18 protein-coding genes are annotated in these 20,046 nt (G+C 41.2%); 11 read left to right on the top strand and 7 right to left on the bottom strand.

The features are described from left to right. Window positions 1–377 precede the first annotated feature (377 nt). Together H9659_RS06885 and H9659_RS06890 are read left to right on the top strand one after the other, a co-directional pair. Window positions 378–1,103, top strand: a complete 726-nt coding sequence (locus H9659_RS06885) for a dihydropteridine reductase (RefSeq protein ID WP_191689221.1) — start codon at window positions 378–380, stop codon at window positions 1,101–1,103. 239 nt (window positions 1,104–1,342) lie between these two features. Then, window positions 1,343–1,660, top strand: a complete 318-nt coding sequence (locus H9659_RS06890; protein ID WP_191689178.1) for a hypothetical protein — start codon at window positions 1,343–1,345, stop codon at window positions 1,658–1,660. A gap of 103 nt (window positions 1,661–1,763) precedes the next feature. On the opposite strand, the gene H9659_RS06895 is transcribed toward H9659_RS06890, so the two are convergent. The 4 genes from H9659_RS06895 to H9659_RS06910 all read right to left on the bottom strand — a co-directional run bounded on the left by H9659_RS06895 (window position 1,764) and on the right by H9659_RS06910 (window position 4,534). Continuing rightward, on the bottom strand, window positions 1,764–2,057 hold the full coding sequence (locus tag H9659_RS06895) for a hypothetical protein (RefSeq protein WP_191689179.1): 294 nt from the start codon (window positions 2,055–2,057) through the stop codon (window positions 1,764–1,766). 147 nt (window positions 2,058–2,204) lie between these two features. Beyond that, window positions 2,205–3,260, bottom strand: a complete 1,056-nt coding sequence (locus H9659_RS06900) for a M42 family metallopeptidase (RefSeq protein WP_191689180.1) — start codon at window positions 3,258–3,260, stop codon at window positions 2,205–2,207. Window positions 3,261–3,470: 210 nt separating this feature from the next. Beyond that, window positions 3,471–4,160: an LrgB family protein gene (locus H9659_RS06905; RefSeq protein ID WP_191689181.1), complete on the bottom strand. Its 690-nt coding sequence runs from the start codon at window positions 4,158–4,160 to the stop codon at window positions 3,471–3,473. After that, window positions 4,151–4,534: a CidA/LrgA family protein gene (locus H9659_RS06910; protein WP_191689182.1), complete on the bottom strand. Its 384-nt coding sequence runs from the start codon at window positions 4,532–4,534 to the stop codon at window positions 4,151–4,153. Before H9659_RS06910 ends, H9659_RS06905 begins: the two co-directional genes overlap by 10 nt. A gap of 310 nt (window positions 4,535–4,844) precedes the next feature. Here H9659_RS06910 and H9659_RS06915 point away from each other — a divergent pair, with 310 nt between their 5' ends. Both H9659_RS06915 and H9659_RS06920 read left to right on the top strand, forming a co-directional pair. Further along, window positions 4,845–6,968: an ATP-dependent Clp protease ATP-binding subunit gene (locus tag H9659_RS06915; protein WP_191689183.1), complete on the top strand. Its 2,124-nt coding sequence runs from the start codon at window positions 4,845–4,847 to the stop codon at window positions 6,966–6,968. A gap of 173 nt (window positions 6,969–7,141) precedes the next feature. Further along, window positions 7,142–8,038, top strand: a complete 897-nt coding sequence (locus H9659_RS06920) for a DMT family transporter (protein ID WP_191689184.1) — start codon at window positions 7,142–7,144, stop codon at window positions 8,036–8,038. 302 nt (window positions 8,039–8,340) lie between these two features. Here H9659_RS06920 and H9659_RS06925 read toward each other — a convergent pair whose 3' ends face one another. From H9659_RS06925 to H9659_RS15645, 3 genes are all read right to left on the bottom strand, one after another. Beyond that, window positions 8,341–9,678, bottom strand: coding sequence for an MATE family efflux transporter (locus H9659_RS06925; RefSeq protein WP_191689185.1), 1,338 nt, complete (start codon window positions 9,676–9,678; stop codon window positions 8,341–8,343). 189 nt (window positions 9,679–9,867) lie between these two features. Next, complete coding sequence (locus tag H9659_RS06930; RefSeq protein WP_191689186.1) at window positions 9,868–10,428, bottom strand: TetR/AcrR family transcriptional regulator; 561 nt, start codon at window positions 10,426–10,428, stop codon at window positions 9,868–9,870. Window positions 10,429–10,673: 245 nt separating this feature from the next. Beyond that, window positions 10,674–12,749 carry a S9 family peptidase gene (locus H9659_RS15645; RefSeq protein WP_191689187.1) on the bottom strand — a complete coding sequence of 692 codons (2,076 nt, stop codon included), beginning with the start codon at window positions 12,747–12,749 and terminating at the stop codon, window positions 10,674–10,676. Between the two features lie 298 nt (window positions 12,750–13,047). Between H9659_RS15645 and H9659_RS06940 the strand changes: the two genes are divergently transcribed. The 7 genes from H9659_RS06940 to H9659_RS06970 all read left to right on the top strand — a co-directional run bounded on the left by H9659_RS06940 (window position 13,048) and on the right by H9659_RS06970 (window position 19,629). After that, the gene (locus tag H9659_RS06940) at window positions 13,048–13,539 is read left to right on the top strand and encodes a sigma-70 family RNA polymerase sigma factor (protein ID WP_191689188.1); all 492 of its coding nucleotides are present in this window, start codon (window positions 13,048–13,050) and stop codon (window positions 13,537–13,539) included. A 1-nt stretch (window position 13,540) separates the two neighbouring features. Next, window positions 13,541–14,413: an anti-sigma-V factor rsiV gene (locus H9659_RS06945; RefSeq protein ID WP_191689189.1), complete on the top strand. Its 873-nt coding sequence runs from the start codon at window positions 13,541–13,543 to the stop codon at window positions 14,411–14,413. Between the two features lie 141 nt (window positions 14,414–14,554). Next, complete coding sequence (locus H9659_RS06950; RefSeq protein WP_191689190.1) at window positions 14,555–15,427, top strand: polysaccharide deacetylase family protein; 873 nt, start codon at window positions 14,555–14,557, stop codon at window positions 15,425–15,427. A gap of 268 nt (window positions 15,428–15,695) precedes the next feature. Continuing rightward, complete coding sequence (locus H9659_RS06955; RefSeq protein ID WP_191689191.1) at window positions 15,696–17,084, top strand: TldD/PmbA family protein; 1,389 nt, start codon at window positions 15,696–15,698, stop codon at window positions 17,082–17,084. A gap of 2 nt (window positions 17,085–17,086) precedes the next feature. Next, on the top strand, window positions 17,087–18,430 hold the full coding sequence (locus tag H9659_RS06960; RefSeq protein WP_191689192.1) for a TldD/PmbA family protein: 1,344 nt from the start codon (window positions 17,087–17,089) through the stop codon (window positions 18,428–18,430). Window positions 18,431–18,509: 79 nt separating this feature from the next. Further along, a complete protein-coding gene (locus H9659_RS06965) occupies window positions 18,510–19,310 on the top strand; it encodes a class I SAM-dependent methyltransferase (RefSeq protein ID WP_191689193.1) in 801 nt (266 codons plus the stop codon). Window positions 19,311–19,473: 163 nt separating this feature from the next. Next, window positions 19,474–19,629 carry a hypothetical protein gene (locus tag H9659_RS06970; RefSeq protein WP_191689194.1) on the top strand — a complete coding sequence of 52 codons (156 nt, stop codon included), beginning with the start codon at window positions 19,474–19,476 and terminating at the stop codon, window positions 19,627–19,629. The last annotated feature ends 417 nt before the right edge of the window (window positions 19,630–20,046 follow it).

Here is a 20,046-nt window from a genome sequence, read left to right on the forward strand (position 1 = left end):
TAGCACTCGTCAAACAAAAAAGCTCTTTTTGAATTATGTGCTAATGAAAAGTAAGAAAAATCCTAAATTGTTTAGCAACCATACAGATTAGGGATTTTTTTAATGAAGAAGGATATAAGTCATTTTATCCTAAGAAAAATAGATAAGGTTCCTGCACAAAAGATTGTTAGGATCCATTAAACATAATTATCTCATCTACTTAAATAGGTAAGGGATAATTATTTTTCATGTGAATGTCGCAACTCGTAGCGATTCTGAAGGGAATGGAAGTTGAACAGAGTACAAGGATTACTAAAAAAGATTCAATTGAGAATTGTTATCATTTATAGTATGATTAATGTAGAACGAACCAAATGATTACTGAAGGGGAATCTGTTATGCAAATATACTGGACAAAAATAAATAAGATTATTGAAGAAACGCCTGCGGTTAAAACCTATTTACTCGATTGTCCGAAAGACTTTACATGGGAAGAAGGTTCTCACACCCATTTTGCACTGGAAGGTTTTAATGCCGGAGAAAAACCGAATCGCAGCCTGATTCGCCATATGTCCATCTCCACGTTACCACATGAAAATTCGATTGGTATAACAACCCGCATCAAAGAACAGTGCTCGGAGTTTAAAACGATTTTAAGAGATCTTGGTGTTGGTGATGAAGTTGCAATATTTAAAACGCATTCAAATGTACCTCTTAAAAGAGAAGATAAAAATGTTTACTTGCTGTCTTCAGGTGTAGGTTTGGCAACTTTTAGACCACTAGTACTTGATTATTTCAAACGCGGAGACAATGTCAATCGAATCCATTCGTTGAATATTGACTCATCAAAAGATTTTTTATTCACAACTATTTTTGAATCCGCGCCTGATAAAAATTTCACCTCTCAGTTCGTTGATAACCGAAAAGACTATTATGAAGAAGTGAAGCAACTTGCTGCAGACAAAGATGGACTGTTTTATGTGGTCGGCAGCGATGAATTCCTCGTGCAGAATATTAACGTTCTATGTGAGCAGGGTGTCAAGCCGGAACAGATTATGCTCGATAAGCATGAACAGTCTCTTCCTAAGTTTTTATCCGTAGATTTGTCTATTCAAGCGAAATAACCTATCAATTTGGATAATGTTATCTGCTAGTAAGTGAATGGAAATCCATTCAATAAAGGAACAGTTGAACGTAGGCGATGAGTCGACGTTTTTTTAATCTTTAGAGATATGTAGACAGCTTGTTACTAATCGAAAAGGATATTTTACAACCGTTAGTTCCTTGTAAAGATCGATAGTGAGTTGACCAAACAGTAATAGAAAGCCATCTTTTGTATAATGGATTGAAGAGGTGTTGCCTGATGGCATTTGGAACTAATCGTATGGAATTGAGCGCTTGGAAAGAGGCAGTACGTGCCGGGGAGATTGCCTTCCTTACCCATTACTGGCAGGATGATCGTTTTCCTGGCTGTAAGACAGTGACGAAGGTAGGCTGCGCAAATCTTGATAGACTGATTGAATGGGGAAAAACGTACGGATTAAAACCTGAGTGGATTGACTACAAAAAAGATTATCCGCACTTCGACCTGTTCGGAAATATTGAAGTTGACGCATTGCTCGATGCAGGGTTTGCAGACAGGGTGAAACGTTTTAACTTGAAAAAAAAGCATGAGGGATGATGTGTGTTAGGTACCCGAGTATGTCACCAATAATATGAACATATTCGGTTCCTGCATTTTTTTTTAGGAATAGCTTATTTAGCTTGAAATGTCACTTCTATTACTACTTCAACCGCTGTATCTCTTCAGCTACTACAAATGCCAGGTCTTCATTTCCAAACATTTGAAGCACATCCAACATCGTTTCGTTGTCGATATGAAGTTCGTCAAACCCCTCATCACTATCTATGACTTCCTTTAAAACTTCATTTGTTGACTGCTCTGGGTATGCTTTTTGATAGAGAAGTTGGGGATTCAAATCATGATTCGCACACCATTGTACAAAAAGACGTACCATTAGGGTCTCATCTTCTTTGTATTTCTGGATGATTTGTTCGTCGATATTTTTAAATTCCATTGTCCGAACCTCCTTTGTAAAGCTATATCTTTTAGTATATATGAACAATGACATTTCTGAAATGTAGAGGTTCACAGATATATTGAAGAAAAACGTGAAAACCAGCGACCGATATAGCTGAAGGTCGCTGGTTTTTTCTCTAGTCACTTAATAACTCTGCATCTCAGACTGCACGTAATGATAAAGCAATTGTAACGTACATGCCAATGACTCTTCATGTGTCCGTTCAAACGCATGTGAAGAATCGATGCCGGGTCCAATCAGACCATGGATGATGTCATGTCCTGCTTTAATGGCAGCTGACGCATCTGAGCTGTAGTAGGGATAAATATCCAACTTATACGCAATGTTATGTTGCTTCGCTAACTCTACAAGGGAATTGCGCAGACCTACGTGATAGGGGCCACTACCATCTTTTGCACAAATGGACACTGTGTATTCATCTGTCGATTGGCCGTCTCCCATAGCACCCATGTCGACTGCGAGATACTCGACGGTCTCCTCAGGGATGTTGGAATTTCCGCCGTAGCCGATTTCTTCATTGTTGGAGATCAGGAAGTGAGTTGTATAAGGAAGCATGATTTTTTTGCTATGAATTTCTTGAATGAGCTGCAATAAGATTGCGACACTGGCTTTGTCATCCAGATGCCGTGATTTGATGAACCCATTGTCACACATCTCAACACGTGGATCCAGTGACACGAAATCACCAACCTCAATGCCGAGCGCACGGACTTGTTTTTCATTGGTAACTTTTGCATCGATACGAACTTCCATATTCACTTGATTTCTATCGGCTTTACCAGCGTCTCTGTATACATGTACGGATGTTTGATGCATTAATATCGTACCGGTAATCGTTTTACCTGAGGTCGTGTGGATCTGACAGTATTCACCTTCAATTGAATTGTAATGATAGCCGCCTATTAAATCGAGACGTAACCGACCGTTACTTTTCACTTCTTTCACCATAGCGCCGAGCGTATCTACATGAGCCGTCAGCATACGGTGCTCTTTGTCGTTTTTACCGGGCAACGTGGCAATCAGCCCCCCTTTGCGATTGCGCTTCGTTTCCACATTGTAGGGTTTCAAATATTCTTCTACAAAAGCGATAACCTCATTTGTATAGCCGGAAGGACTTGGAATCGATACAAGCTGCTGAATGAGTTTTTTTGTTTCGTCAGTGTCTGGTTGATAGGTCATATGTATTCTCCTCTCTAAATGGTTCGTCTCTCTAAGTTTATCGCTTTATAAGAATTGTCACAACCATTCATTTGGCGAGGCTTTTTTGTGTATGAATGGAATTAAAAAGTACCTGTGCGAGGAGCCGATGTGAATTTTCAAACAATCACGAAAGGTTGCTGTACAGGTACTTAATTAAAAACCAATCCGGCTGACTAGGTTAGTAATCCATCAGTAAAATATCCAAGCTATGACTGGTCCTAGAATCGACCCGAAAATGGCGGCCAGCGTCATGGCAACGGAACTCAAAGAGGCTTCCTCTTCGCCGTATTCGATCGCTTTGGAAGTACCGATTGCATGGGTGGCCACGCCTAACCCGATTCCGCGGCCGAGTGTGCTGTCCAACTTGAAGAACGTTAAGAAATAATGGCTGAGTAGAACGCCCGAGATTCCAGCGATGATAACGAAAACAGCCGCGAGGGCAGGAATTCCACCTACTTGTGCGGTAATCTGCATTGCAATCGGTGTTGTAATGGATTTCGGCAAAATGGACAAGACGAGTTCTTTTGAAAACCCCGCACTCTTTGCAAGCATCACACCAGAGACCATCCCTGACAGACATCCAACTAGAACACCAATGACAATCGGATAGATCTGTCGTTTTAACAAGTCTCGCTGTTTATACAAAGGAATCGCTAAAGCCACTACTGCAGGTCCGAGCAGCTGGTTGATCCACTGTCCGCCGATCATATATGTATCATAAGGAATATGGAACACGACTAGAACAATGATAAGGACTACTGTAGTTGTTAAAATCGGTACTAAAAATGGGAAATGAAACTTTACGTAAACCACATTCATTAAAAAATAGAGAACGACTGTAAGTAAAATGAACCCAATCGTAATACCAATCAGCTGCATTCAGACCCCGCCTTTCTCTTACCATTCCGTTTCGCAACCGACTGACTCACGAAACTGGCGATTCCCATCGTCAAAAATGTACTAATGATTGTAATCGGAATAAGCAAACTTCCTTTCCCTGCAAAGAAATGACCATAATTCATAATCGCCACTGTCGCGGGAATGAAGAATATTGGTAATACAGATAACAGGGTGTACGCTCCCGATTCAATCCAGTTCAAGGACAGAAGTTTAGTGCTTAACGCTCCCCACACTAATAATAGTCCGATAATACTCCCAGGAAGAGGCAGATGCAAAACGGTTTGAAGCCAACTCCCTACGAGATAAAATCCATAAAGAAATGCTACTTGAACGAGCTTGATGAAGATAGTCATAGACCGCCAATTCCTTCTTTCTTCAATTTCGAATAAATGATTACTGTCTTTGTATGGGACAGCTCGTATAAGATTGCTCCTATCTATTATAAAAATAGATGAAATCAAACGCAAAAGATATTGTTTTCAGTGTATACCGAAAACCCAAATATATAATTCCGCATACTTATTCCACATACGAGGTTAAGAATCCGAGCATATTTATTGAAAGTCAAATAAGGTCAGTATATAATTACAACAAAGGTTAAAGATAGTCAAAGTCAGATTAAAGACAAATAAGTACATGAATATCTTAAGGAGGAATCCGATTATGAAATGTCAACATTGTGAAGTCAACGCAGCAACGATGAATTTGAAACTTCAAGTGAATTACCAGGCAATGCAAATGAATCTTTGTCTTTCCTGCTTTCAAGAATTGAAAGGTCAATTGAGTGCAGGGGAATTACCTACTTTCAACCAAGAAGCCCCTCATCTCAATCAAGCGAACGGCGGCAAACGAGCACATACTCAATTGAGAAAGCAAAATAGCCATGAACCAGGTTTGTTAGACCAGCTTGGAAAGAATTTGTCCTACGAAGCACGAGAAGGATCGCTTGACCCAGTCATCGGACGGGAACAAGAAATCAAACGCGTCATTGAAACATTAAATAGAAGAAATAAAAACAATCCCGTACTGATTGGGGAACCAGGTGTAGGTAAAACTGCGATTGCTGAAGGGCTTGCTGTCAAGATCCACGAAGGAGACGTTCCCTCAAAATTGTTGAACAAACAAGTGTATGTACTGGATGTTGCATCACTTGTAACGAATACAGGAATTCGTGGTCAGTTTGAAGAGCGGATGAAACAGCTGATCGATGAGTTGGAAACACGGAAAGACGTATTGTTGTTTGTGGATGAAATTCACTTACTCGTGGGAGCGGGAACCGCAGAAGGGTCACAGATGGACGCAGGAAATATCTTGAAGCCGGCACTTGCACGTGGAAGCATGCAACTCATCGGTGCCACAACGTTGAAAGAGTATCGTCAAATTGAAAAAGATGCAGCACTCGAACGTAGATTCCAGCCAATTATTGTGAAAGAGCCATCTTTAGAAGATGCTGTTAAAATTTTAAATGGTATTAAAGATCGATATGAAAAATTCCATGGAGTACGTTATTCCGCTGAGACGGTTGAAGCATTTGTGACATTGTCACAACGCTATATCCAGGACCGCTTTTTACCGGACAAAGCGATAGATTTGATGGATGAAGTAGGAGCACGACTAAATCTGGAACAGACATCCTCAGACTCAGCTTCGCTTGAAACCCGATTAGCAGAAGTCATTCAGCAAAAAGAGCAGGCAGCAGAAGAAGAGGATTATGAAAAAGCTGCAAACTTGCGAGCTGAAGAAGTTAAACTGAAAGAAAATCTGGAAGCGGCGAGACAATATGGCGGAATTGACCATACTGAAGTGAAAATAACAGATATTGAACTGATAATAGAAGAGAAAACAGGAATTCCTGTGACGAAACTTCAAGCTGCCGAACAAGCGAAAATGAAAGGTCTTGCCGAAAACTTAGGTAAAAAAGTCATTGGCCAGTCAGAGGCTGTCGATAAAATAGCCAAAGCGATCCGACGCAGTCGTGCTGGTTTAAAATCCAAGGATCGTCCAATCGGTTCTTTCCTGTTTGTAGGACCAACAGGAGTCGGGAAAACGGAAATTACAAAAGTCTTGGCGGAAGAGTTATTCGGCTCACGCGAGTCTTTGACACGGCTGGATATGAGTGAATACATGGAGAAACATGCAGTGTCAAAAATCATCGGTTCACCTCCGGGCTATGTTGGTCATGAGGAAGCCGGGCAATTGACGGAACAGATCCGACGGAATCCATACTCGATCTTGTTACTCGATGAAATCGAAAAAGCGCATCCTGATGTGCAAAATATGTTCTTGCAAATTATGGAGGACGGTCGTTTAACCGACTCACATGGTCGCACCGTTAGTTTCAAAGACACAGTCATCATTATGACCAGTAATGCAGGGACTGGCGTCGCTAAAAAAGTGAGTGTCGGATTCAATCAGACTGAACATGAATCGGTAGCGATGCTCGAAACATTAGGGGATTATTTCAAACCCGAATTCTTGAACCGTTTTGATGCGATTGTAGCTTTCAATGAACTAACAGAAGAAAATCTACTTAAAATAGTAGATCTGATGCTTGTAGAACTTCAGCAAGTCATCCAGGAAAACCATATCGACATCACCATCACACCAGATGCGAAAAAAGCAATGGTCAAGTTAGGCTATGACAAACGCTTCGGAGCTCGGCCACTCCGCAGAGTGCTCCAAGACAAAATCGAAGACCCTTTGACAGATCTTCTTTTAGAGGAAGAGGTAGTTGGAGCAGTTATTGTGGATGTAGTTGAAGAAGAGATTGTCGTAAAGAAGGCGTAGGGAATATACGGTCCTAGATAGAAAGTGAATAAATGTAGTGACCACCATTGCTCAACACCGAGCGATGGTGGTCACTTTATTATGTCAATAAATTTCGTCTATATATCGCCGGCTGAATATTGTATGATTAATTTTGGAAACTCTATCAATGTGTGAGAGTAGGAGGGGAAGTAATGGGGACATTGCCAGGCATCAGAGTCTATCTGATCACCATATCAGGGGCGGTATGCTGGGGACTAATCGGATTATTCATTTCCCCGTTATATGCCAGAGGTTTCACATCTTGGGATGTCGTGGCCATAAGAGGAATCTTAAGTTTCTTATTTTTAATACTCATCATGGCATTATTCTATCGCGAACAATTAAGAACCCGGTTAAAAGATCATCTCTTTTTTGCAAGTGCGGGGGTTTTCAGTCTCGCGCTGTTTAACTATTTTTACTTCGAAGTCTTTTCTCAATCGAACTTGTCCTTGGCGGTGACGCTTTTGTATACAGGACCATTGTTTGTGACGCTTCTGTCTCGGATTTTCTTTAAGGAACCACTCACGATCCGGAAAGGCTGGGCACTTGCTTTTGCCATAACGGGCTGTGCATTCGTCGTAGGTTTGTTACCGTTCGGCTCACAAAGTATTCCTGGAAAGACGCTTTTGATGGGGATTCTTTCTGGTTTTTGTTATGCCTTATATAGTATTTTCACAAAACCTGTCACTAAACGATATTCTGCATTAACCATTACAACATATACGTTTTTGTATACAAGCATTTTCATGTTATTAACGAGTGACATCTTAGCTAAAGTCGATAAATTCCAGCATGTGGATGTATGGATATCCGCCTTACTTTTAGCTTTGGTTTCAACAGTGGCGGCATATGTTTTGTATACGTCAGGACTGAAATATTTGGAAGCAGGGAAAGCATCCATTTTAGCGACAATTGAACCGATTGTTGCTGTCCTGATGGGAGTCTTGTTTCTTGGCGATCAGTTGCAAGGATGGCAAGTGGTTGGGATTGCACTCGTATTGTATTCTGCTATCCTTGTGGCAGGTGTCCGATTTACGAGAAAAGATTGAACGAATATAGTTTTATGTAATTGAATGATAATTATTTCTTAATATTTATTATTTTGAAATAATTAGAGTTAGTTTTATAATTTTAGCTGTCTACACGTTCTGATGGCTTTGCAATTAAAAAACAAATTACCCTATAAAAGAAATGCTGGACGTATGTGATACGTCCAGCATTTACAGGTATTTAAGGCGATTGGGATAGTAGCATTTAGTAAAAGAGTCTAAGAAACGTGAGTGCTTAATGGAAAAAATGATGATTAGCTAGAACCTTTCCTTAGTACTCCCAGTGACTTGTACAGTGTCATTCAACGTGATTTTGCAGCATTTCGCTGATACAGCCAGACACCGACGAAGACGACAAATTCTGATGCAGGGATGGACAACCATATACCATTTGTACCGAAGAGTGCCGGTAGAATGATGAGGAAAGCTAGCATGATTAGGATTTCCCTAGAGGCGGTAATCCAAGTTGCCATCCTGACGTTACCGACAGATTGGTAATAGGTCATCATGACAAAGTTCAAGCCTGTGAATAGGTAGGCAATGAAGAACAGATGGATACCAGATTCTGCGAGTGTTGTGACCTCCCGAGGGAAATCTCCGAACAACGAAACGATAGGGCTTGCAGCGAATTGTCCTACAAGTAGGGAGATGATCCCAGCTCCGAATGCAGTTGCCATCGCGAGCTTCATGGTGGTTCTTTTTCGTTTCTCATTTTTCGAACCTTGATAGTAGCTAATAAGCGGTTGGATCGCACTGCCCAGTCCTAGGAACAACATGAGCATGACACTGTGCACATAGTTCAAAATCGAAAAGGCAGCAACTCCAACAGTACCTGCTGTTCGCTCGAACGCGATATTGTGCGAAATCGTGAATACGGATATTCCTACTTCTGACAGGAAACTTGGGAAACCGATGACAACAATGGCTCCAAATAGTGTTTTATCGAACGAAAATCGAACCCATTTTAAGTTATTGGATGGCTTCAGAAAGTGGCAAGCCAAAATCAGCATCCCGAGCGCTGAAGCGATGATGGTCGCGAATGCGGCTCCTTTGACACCGTAGTCATAGACGAACAGAAATAGATAGTTCAGGATGATATTCAAAACGGATGTCGAAATAAGTGCAACCATCGCAAGATTCGGGCCGCCATCATTCCGAACAAAAATACTAAACATGTTTTCCACTGTCAAAATGACACCAAATAATAATATGACATATAAATAATCAGAAACGTATTGGAAAGTGTCGGGGTTCGCACCAAGAAGGTATGCGAGGGGTGTGCGGGCCAAAAATGCAAGTAGACCGATGATAAGCGTAATCAGAACGATCGACACGAGGGCGTGGCTGAATATTCGACGTCCTTCTTCCGGATCGTTAGCCCCCATCGCCATGGAGTATTTAGTTGCTCCCCCAATACCAATCCAAAGGGAAACGGCAAGGAAAATCGAATAGACTGGTGCTGCGATTCCAACACCTGCAAGTGCTTCTGCGCCAAGCCTGTTACCGACCATAATGCCATCAGCGACAATGTTGACCGCCATTAGTAGCATGCCAATCATCGATGGAATGAGGTAACGCAAAAAAATGCGTCCAACGGGTTGGCTGTCGATGTCATTTACTTGTTTAGTCTGTTTACCCATTGCACAAACCACCTCTCCATTTACATTGGTTATGATCTAATTGTCGTTGTTGATAAATTCCCTCATTCATACAGAGGTTCATAATTCCATCCTACTTTCAATTCATTCATTATGAAACGTAAAAACTATTTTTGTTTTATCAGTTTACAGAGTCAAGGAAAAAAACCGAACAGTGTGTCGGTTTTATTTTTACATACGATCCACTTTTACCATTCCATACAGTAGGATATCGACAATTTCATCCAAAGCTTCTTCAACAGTAATACGGTTCTCCAGGAAAAATTGCCGATCCATTGTTGCATTTGCCGCTTCGATGATCAGTTTCATAAGAAGTGGTACATTGCGATCTGCAATGAGTCCTTCCTGTATGCCTTGTTCAATCAGTTCCTGTAGTTCATCCCATTCGTTCAACGCCGCATGGATGCGTGTCCACTGGTCAGGATATGATTTTTTCATCTGTTCGAGTATTTGCCATGTATAGAAGTCGTTGTATTTAGGAATGACAGTCATCGTCTTCTTAATTTTTTCGATTAAGGTCAAGTGAGGGCTCTGCATGATCGCTTCGGTCTTTTCGTCGAATTCCTGAAGTGTTGAGTCGATGATTGCATCCAAGATATCCACTTTTGAGGCGAATTGCTCGTACAGCGTACGTTTACTGATGCCAAGCCTCTTGGCCAGATCATCCATCGTGAATTTCATACTTTTCTCATGCACTTCTTCTAAAAAGGCTTTCATGATCCGTGCTTTCATACCTCTTCCTCCTGACGAGTTTAAACTGTAAAAACAAAAATAGTTTCAAGCGTTCAATCAAGACTATATAATGCAATGGACAGGAAGTCAAGCTGGTTGTTCGGAGAAAAGAGATTGTCGAGTATGAATGCAACTCTTTGGACAACAGAATTATACTCCTTGAATTTCCGTTTTTATTGGAGTTGCAAAAAGAAATCTGGTGGAGAAAAGCAATATGCTTTCTCCACCAGATTAGTTTTATCAAATTATTTGACAACACCCTGAACATTCAACTTTACACCAGTTCCGATTTTATCCAAAACAAACGCATATAACTCCGCGACTTCTTTCAACTGATTGAAACGCCCGGATTCACCAAAGTGACCAGCTCCCATATTGGTTTTCATCACTATAATATGGTCATCGGTTTTCATTTCTCTTAAGCGGGCAACCCATTTCGCGGGTTCCCAATAGCCGACGCGTGGATCGTTCAAGCCAGTTGTGACGTAGAGGTGCGGATACTCTTTCGCTTCCACATTGTCATACGGACTGTAGGATTTCATGTAAAAGTAAGCTTCTGATTCTCTCGGATCTCCCCATTCGTCCCATTCCAGTGTAGTGAGGGGAATGGCTGTGTCGAGCATCGTTGTGACAACATCGACGAACGGCACTTCAGGGACGATGACTTTAAACAGATCACCTGCCATGTTAGCGACAGCACCTGCGAGCAAACCTCCCGCACTGCCACCGCGAGCAGCTAGCTGGTCCGGAGTTGTGTAACCTTCCTCAATCAGATATTTTGCAGCCGCAATGAAATCAGTAAATGTGTTGCGCTTGTTTTGCATCTTTCCATCCTCGTACCAATGTTTCCCCATTTCCGATCCCCCACGCACTTGCGCTGTGACCAACACAACTCCTCTTTCTAATACAGGAAGTCGATAAGGACTGAAATTCGGATCACTGTTGGATCCATAGGAACCATAGGCATACAGGATAATCGGAGCAGGTCCATTGTCGAATGCTCCTTCTTTATAAACAAGGTTCAATGGAACTTTTACTCCATCTTCCGCAGTTGCCCATAATTGCTTTTGACGGAAGTTTGAAGGATCATATTCACCGCTGACTGGAGCTACTTGTAAACACCGCTTTTCTCCAGTAAGCAAATCGAGTGCATACGTTGTTTCTGGCGTAAGCATCGACTCGAAGACAAGTAACACTTCTGGAGCACAATAGCTTTGATTCGATTTAACTGAAACGGAATAGAGCGGCTCATCCCATTGAATCTGTTCCAACTGACCGTTTTTCAGCTCCCAGATTTGCGTCAGTCCGTTTTCTCGACCAGCGACAAGTAGTTTGTCCTGGAAAGGATATAGTGCCTGAAGATAGCGATTTTCGTTATAGTCTACAACATGATCTCGAGTGTGCAAATTGTTGAGTGGACAACGATGCAGCTGGAAGTTTTGTGCTCCTTCGTTCGATAGAATCAGTAAATCCTCACCCCAGTGCTCGACGTCGTATTCGATACCGTCACGTCGCGCATCTACTAGTTGCAGAGGGGAAAGTGGTGCATCTGCGTCAATTAGACGGATTTCACTCGTCGTTTTTGAATCCGAATGCACAACAATGTATTTGCCGCTTTGAGATTTGTTCATATAGAGGGTGAACGTCTCGTCATTTTCTTCATAGAGCAGTTCATCCTGATTGGCATCACTGCCTAAATGGTGGCGCATGAGGCGGCTAGGACGCTCATTTTCATCGACTGTAATATAGAAAATATACTCACCGCACCTGCTCCATTCCACACTACCGTAGATGAACACATCCGTAATCCGGTCTGGTAGAAGTTCTCCTGTTGCCAGGTCTTTCACAAAGATGGTATAGCGATCTGTTCCATCCCGATTTTCCAAATAAGCAAGAAGGCGATGATCGTTACTCCATTTCAGTGCTGTCACACTTAAATAATCACTTTCCTTGGCCAATTCATTCAGATCGAGTATTACTTCCTCATGTACTTTAGAAAGTAGTTCACGGCTCGTTGCTTTTTTGCGTGCATAGATTGGATATTGTTTCGTTTTGTCCAAACGGGAGTAGTAGAAATATGGCCCATGTTGCACGGGAACATCGATTTCTGATTCAGGCACGCGGTCCACCATACACTGATAAATTTCTTCGGTTTGTTCCTTGAGAGGCTCCATAATTTCGTTGTAATAGCGGTTCTCGTCCTCGATATACTTGATAACCTCAGGATTATTGCGGTCATTCAGCCAATAAAAGTCGTCTTCACGCACATCGCCATGCAGTTCATGGGGATGGGGGATTCGTTTAGCAATAGGTGGTTTCACGTATTAAAATCTCCTTCCATCGATATATGTAATAGTTTCGCTATGAAATAGGGAAATCCTTTTTTGTAAGAAGGTTCTGACTACATGTAGAAGTAGAATGTGTAGGAACCAATCATGAATATTCGTTGTCAAGTAAGCCCATGTTGTGAAAAGTTCACGTTGTTAAACTTTTGTTAAAAAAGAGCTACATGCTTCCAGAGAATTTTTGTTCAGCCCAAACTTTTTTCGGAAGCTGCCCGTCAAACAAGTAAGACGTGAGCGCGACATGTTGAAATTTGGAGAAGGTGGATCATTTGTCATGACAAAAAATGAAAAGTTCTTACAGGTAGAGCGTTTTTTAATCGAAAACCAAAATGCTCATTACCGTCTTGCCTATAGTTATGTAAAAAACAAAGAAAACGCACTTGATATTATTCAAGAATCGATTTATAAAGCACTTCAATCCATTGATCGTCTGGATGAAATCAAGTACTTAAAGACTTGGTTCTATCGGATTCTGGTGAACACTTCAATCGATTTCATAAGGAAACATCGGCGTATGACGGTGATGGACGATGAGATTCTGGATGGGTATCTACCTAGAACAGAAGACGAGCAGACAGATATGGATTTGCTTGATGCGTTGAATTCGCTTACCGCGAAGGAAAAGTCGTTAATCATCTTACGTTTTTTTGAAGACCTGAAGATTGATGAAGTAGCAGCTGTCTTAGAAGAGAATGTCAATACGACAAAAACGAAGTTGTATCGAACACTAAAGAAATTACGTTTAGAAATTGGAGAGGGGATTTAGGATGAAACAGATAAACAAACTTAAGAAGGAATATGATGATATTGAAATCCCTTCTGAACTGGACGAAGTGGTGAAAAACTCTATACAACGAGCTAAAGCCTCAAAAAAGAAGCGTTCTCCTTTGAGGCAGTGGTCGATTGGTGTAGCTGCTGCTTCAGTATTGTTCATCGGTAGCGTCAATGTAAGTCCCGCTTTAGCTCAGTCGATGGCGAATGTACCTGTCCTTGGGGCCCTAGTGGAAGTCTTTACGGTGCAGACGTTAACGATGGACAAAGAGACTTACCAAGCGGAACTTAAAACACCTGCTATTAGTGGTTTGGAAGATGAAGGGTTGCAAGCATCATTGAATGACAAATACATTGAAGAGAACAAAGAGCTCTTTAAGCAATTTAAGGAAGATGTTGCGGACATGGAAGAGGTCGGTGCAGGTCATTTAGGCATTGATACAGGATATGAAGTGAAAACCGATACCGAACAATTGTTATCAATTGCCCGTTACGAAGTGAATACTGTTGGTTCATCTTCCACTACGATGCAATACGATACGATCGATAAACAAAACAATGTGCTAATTACACTACCGAGTCTCTTTAAGGATGATTCCTATATAGAGGTCATTAGCTCCTATATAAAAGAAGAGATGATGCAGCAAATGAAGGAAGATGAAAATACCGCATACTTCGCTTTCGAAGGAGCAGATCTTGACTTTCAGACCATCCAGGCTGAACAAAACTTCTATATTACATCTAATCATAAACTTGTGATCTCTTTCGATAAGTACGAAGTGGCGCCTGGTTATATGGGAGTGGTCACATTTGAAATCCCATCGGATATTTTGAGAGATATCCTTGTGGGAAACACATATATTCGCTAAGTTATTTTAATCAGCAGCAGATGAGTCATTTCGTCTGCTGTCCCCTCTTATTAATAGAAGAAATGCCATACTTACATAAGCTAACAGAACGACCCAATCAGCATAAGAATATTCACAATGTGACAGGAGGATTTGTTTGAAATGAGTGCATTAGATCAACAAGAGTCTAGGAAAAGGAAAAGGTTAAAAAAACGATATTTCGTAATTCTTCTACTCGTTCTTTTTGGCACCGGTTTTTTTATCGGGAAATCTTATTCTGCACGGGAACTACCAAGTACGCCAGATAAGCTCACTAATACACATGAATCAGACGATAAAACAGAAGAATCAAGTCATAAACCTGTAGAGGCCACAAAAGAAGAACAGGCTAATGAAGAAACTGTAGTAGAAGAAAAAATACCGAAAAAAGTAGTCTATCTGACATTCGATGATGGTCCTAGCAAGTTGACCGAGCAGTTTTTGGATATCTTACAGGAGCATGGAGTGAAAGCTACGTTCTTCATGCAAGGAAGTAATTTAAAGAAAGAGCACTTGCAGAACAGTGTAAAACGAGCCGCTCAAGAAGGCCATTACATCGGAGCCCATAGCATGACTCATAATTTTAAAAAACTTTACACCGACCAGCAATTTGTACCTGAAATGATCGAAACACTGAACTTGGTCCATGAAATTACAGGACTGAATCCTCACTTAGTCCGTCCTCCATATGGATCTGCACCGGGGTTGAAAAGTGACCTTATGCGAAAAAAACTTGCAGATGCACATATTAAAGTTTGGGATTGGACCATCGATTCAAATGATTGGGAACTTGCGGGTAAGCCATCTCAAATCTTGCAGAATATCAAACAGGGTGCCACTTCTGACAGAGAAATTGTATTGATGCACGAAAAACCGCAAACCTTGGCAGCACTTCCTGGGATTCTGAATTTCTTCAAAGAACAGGAATACGAATTTGCTGTCTATGATGAAGCGCATCACTTTGTCCTCAATTTCCAAAATGATTCTAATCTTTAGCAAAACGCATTCTGCTAATCGTAATCGTGAAAGGTTAACTATCACTTAAGGTGATTGAACGAAGTATCTATGACGAATAACTCTGCATGAAAAAGTAACCGCCATCTGAAAATAACCAGATGACGGTTTTTTGAGTGAAAAAAGAGGTGAAGGCAGTGTTTCCACTGGAAAAGAAATTGCAATTGAAACTAAAAATAATGAATTATCTGTCCTTTTGATGAATTCTAGAAAAATATAGGTTATAATCCAAATGGAGGGGGAATGGAAAATGATCAAGCAATCCATAATTGAAAATGTTTTGGAGGCAGCGTTAACAACAGGCGGCGATTTTTCGGAAGTTTTCATAGAAGATAAGTTTGTCAATTCGATTGAATTGCAAAGCAACAAAATCGAAAGAAGTATATCTGGTCGCGACTTCGGAATTGGAATCCGGATTTTCTCCGGACTTCAAAGTGTTTATACGTATACCTCCGACTTCTCTGAAGAAGGGTTGATCGAGGCAGCGAAGCGAGCTGCTTTAGCTATTAGTGGAGGGGGCAATGGAATCCTCCATCCCTTGCAGAAGGAAATCGTCAAACCGATTCATACGATTGCTCAACTCCCGCAAACTGTAGAGCATGCACGAAAAGTGGCAGTGATGAGAAAGGCAAACGAAATTGCTAGACAGTATGATGAGCGAATTCGGCAAGTAGGGCTCCGTTATTATGATGAAGAACAAAATATCTTAATTGCGAATTCAGAAGGTAGATTTGTAGAAGACCAACGTGTCCATTCCCGTCTGGCGATACAAGCGACAGCTGCAGATGGAACGGAAATGCAAAGCGGTTTCTATGGACCGGGAGCCCATGCCGGCTTTGAATTCATCGAAAATCTGGATCTGCACCATTATGCAGGTGAAGCAGCCCGTATTGCGGTCACCATGCTGGGTGCGGACGAATGTCCAAGTGGAAAGTTCCCGGTGATTATTGACAATGAGTTTGGCGGTGTCATCTTCCATGAGGCTTGTGGACATGGACTTGAAGCGACTGCAGTAGCGAAGAACACGTCAGTCTTCGCTAATCGTATCGGTGAAAAAGTAGCACCTGACATCGTGACCTATATCGACGACGGAACACTGCCAAATGAATGGGGCTCTCTGACGATTGACGATGAAGGAGAGAAGACACGCAAAAATGTGCTCATTGAAAATGGGGTTTTAAAAGGTTATATGATTGATAAATTCAATGCGCGTCGGATGAATGCGGAAGCAACTGGTTCTTCGCGGCGTCAATCGTATCGATTCAACCCGACTTCACGGATGACGAACACGTATATCGCAGCAGGGGAATCGACCCCTGAAGAAATCATCGCATCTACAGAGAATGGGATTTACGCGAAGTATATGGGTGGGGGACAAGTGAATCCTGCGACAGGAGATTACAACTTTGCGGTTGAGGAAGCCTATTTGGTGAAAGACGGTAAGATCGATCGCCCTGTTCGTGGCGCTACGCTCATTGGGAATGGCGCGAAAACACTGCAGCTTATCGACAAAGTCGGAAACAACTTAGCGCATGGTGCAGGAATGTGCGGGTCTGTCAGCGGAAGCTTACCTGTCAATGTCGGTCAGCCTATGTTACGAGTTAGCGAAATTACCGTCGGTGGGACAAAGGGGGAATAACAATGGACATCCAAACTTTTCAGGGAGAGCTGTTGACGAAAGCAAAGGATTCCGGTTTTGAGGAAGCTGAAGTGTATTTTGAAAACTCAATTTCATTCCAAGTAAGTATATTTGAAGGTGAAATCGATAGCTATGAAACATCTGACGAAGGGGGTCTTGGCTTCAGAGGCTTGTATCACGGTAAAATGGGTTATGCCTATACAGAAAAAATCGATGTAGATTCTATTTCATTTTTAATTGATGGTGCTAAAGTAAATGCGGAAGTGTTAGATGAAGATGATGGATCGGATATATTTGAAGGCAGTGACAACTACTCTCAGCACTCCAGTTTTAACGATGTGCTTGCAAATATCTCAATTCCAGAGAAGATCGCATTCATTAAAGAAGTTGAAAAGAAAACGTTAGCCTATGATCCACGGATAGTTACATTAAATTATTGTGTACTTCAGGATTTTACTCGGGAACGTGTCCTAGCAAATAACAAAGGTCTTTCTTTACAAGATAAAATGAATGGACTCATTGTGTTCATTTCCGTCGTCGCAAAACAGGGCGAAGAAATGAAGACGGGTGGCGCCGTCCGGTTGACACGGGATTTCAGTTCATTGGATGCAGAGGAAATTGCGAAAGAAGCAGCTGAGGAAGCACTTTCTCTGCTTGGAGAGAAATCGATTCCATCGCGGAAATACCCGATTATCATGCGTCACGATGCATCTGCTTCGTTATTGGCGGCGTTTACCTCCGTCTTTTCAGCTGAAGAAGCGCAAAAAGATCAGTCACTGCTAAAAGACAAGGTAGGTGAGGGGATTGGAGCGGAAAACTTCACTCTTATAGATGATCCTTTCCATCCGGAAGCGTTGACAAGCAGCCATTTCGATGGCGAAGGAGTAGCTACTCAAAAAACGACGATTATTTCAAAAGGTACTCTCAAAACGTTGTTACACAATCGGCAAACCTCAAAGTTAGATGGAGTGGAATCCACAGGTCATGCCAGCAAGCCCTCTTACAAAAGTACGTTATCAGTAGCGCCTAATCATGTGTACGTTGTCAAAGGGGAAAAAAGTCTGTCTGACATGATCGCAAGTATAGAAGATGGCGTTCTCATCATCGAGTTATCAGGTCTCCACTCCGGGACAAATACAATATCAGGGGACTTTTCAGTAGCTGCAACAGGATTTCATATTGTAAATGGTGAAATTTCCTCTGCCGTGAAACAGATGACCATCGCAGGGAATTTCTTTGACTATATGAAGTCAATCGAAGCAGTAGGTTCAGATTTGAAATTTGTACCAGGTGGCTACGGTTCACCTTCCTTGAAAGTGAAAGAACTCTCAGTGACAGTGGACTAATTTAAGGGAACCTGTCTGTGCAAGGCACAGTACCGTGAGTGACGTGCACAGGCAACATCTATGTAGAAGGAGACGCAAAATGACGTTAACAAATTTTGAAGAATATGATGATCCAATATTATACGATAAAGAAAATGAAGCTTACCTATCAGAATTACCATTCTTGTTGAATTGGGCATCTAAAACAGAGGGGCCCATAATAGACTTAGCATGTGGCACAGGCAGACTGACTATTCCTCTGGCGAAAAACGGATATCCCCTTATAGGAGTAGACATACATAAAGGAATGTTGAAAGAAGCTCAAAAAAAATCATCCAATCTTGATGTGGAAATTGAATGGGTTGAACAAGACTGCACAAAACTGCATCTACCTTTAAAAAGCAATTTGATATATTCAGTCGGAAACTCATTTCAACATTTCTTCACGAATGAGGAGCAAGATGGTTTTTTAAATTCTGTAAATAAACACTTGGAAATCGGAGGAGTTTTCATATTTGGCACAAGGTTTCCGAGCGTTGAGGAATTATTACAGCCTAGTACGGAAGAATATTGGAAAACTTACACTGATAACGAGACACGGAATATAGTGGATGTTTACACCAAAAGTCACTATGATTCTTTAAAACAAGTTCAGCACTATACGACTATCAGAAGGTATAAAACCAGTGATGGACAAGTGGTCGGTGACAAGAGGACCAATATAAGTTTAAGATATGTATTCCCTAAAGAAATGGAAAGAATTTTGTTAGTGAATGGTTTTGAAATCGTGAATGTTTATAAAGATTGGAACGAAACTCCAGTAACGAATGATAGCTATGAGATGATCTATGTTTGTAAGAAAATAACGAAGTCGATCGGGAATCTTAATCGTTCTTACTGATTGAGGAATATGGGGTTGTCCATACCAGAAAAATATGTCTGAGCACATGGAATGGAACCCAGTTTATTGAACGGGCATGTTTGTTAGAAATAGTATTCAGATTTTCTTCAACAATCGGGCCAGTGTGTTGGAGAACAGGTCGTATTAGCAGAGGGGGATATGCATGCTGTTACATAAAGGAGTGACTGGGTTTCAACCGACATTATATATTGAAGAGAGCGAATTTAAGATGGTTTGTTATTCCTCATTTGGTACAAAAAGCATATATGGAGCATTGAAAGACGATACAATTAAACAAAAGGGCCATTTAATGGACTGATAAAAAGGAGTTTTTTTAATGGAAAACAAGAAAGTTATAAATGCTTCTGAATCTATTTTGTTAGCTAGCTCCTTATTTATGGTTTTATTTATTTCCAAGTATATGGTGTTTATACCTGAGATCAGGTACTTTTTCGAAAGAAGTTCCTTGTGGTTTATTTTCCCCTTAATAACGCTATTATTAGCGATTCATTCTTTCGTGAGTAGAAAAGTTTAAGGGAAACTTAAACTAGCAGGTGCGATTGTTGAAGAAGGATTTGCGCTATTTCAGCAATCGGGCCAGTTTGCAGTAAACTTTCTAGGGAAATACCGCATATAAATGGGATGTGTAAATGGATTTTTGAATAGGCTACACTTACTTAGACAATAAAGATAGGGTCTTGTAGAATACAACCAAAGAGATGAGGAGAATCTACAT

Origin of the sequence: Sporosarcina gallistercoris, assembly GCF_014836415.1 — a bacterium.
GTDB lineage: Bacteria > Bacillota > Bacilli > Bacillales_A > Planococcaceae > Sporosarcina > Sporosarcina gallistercoris.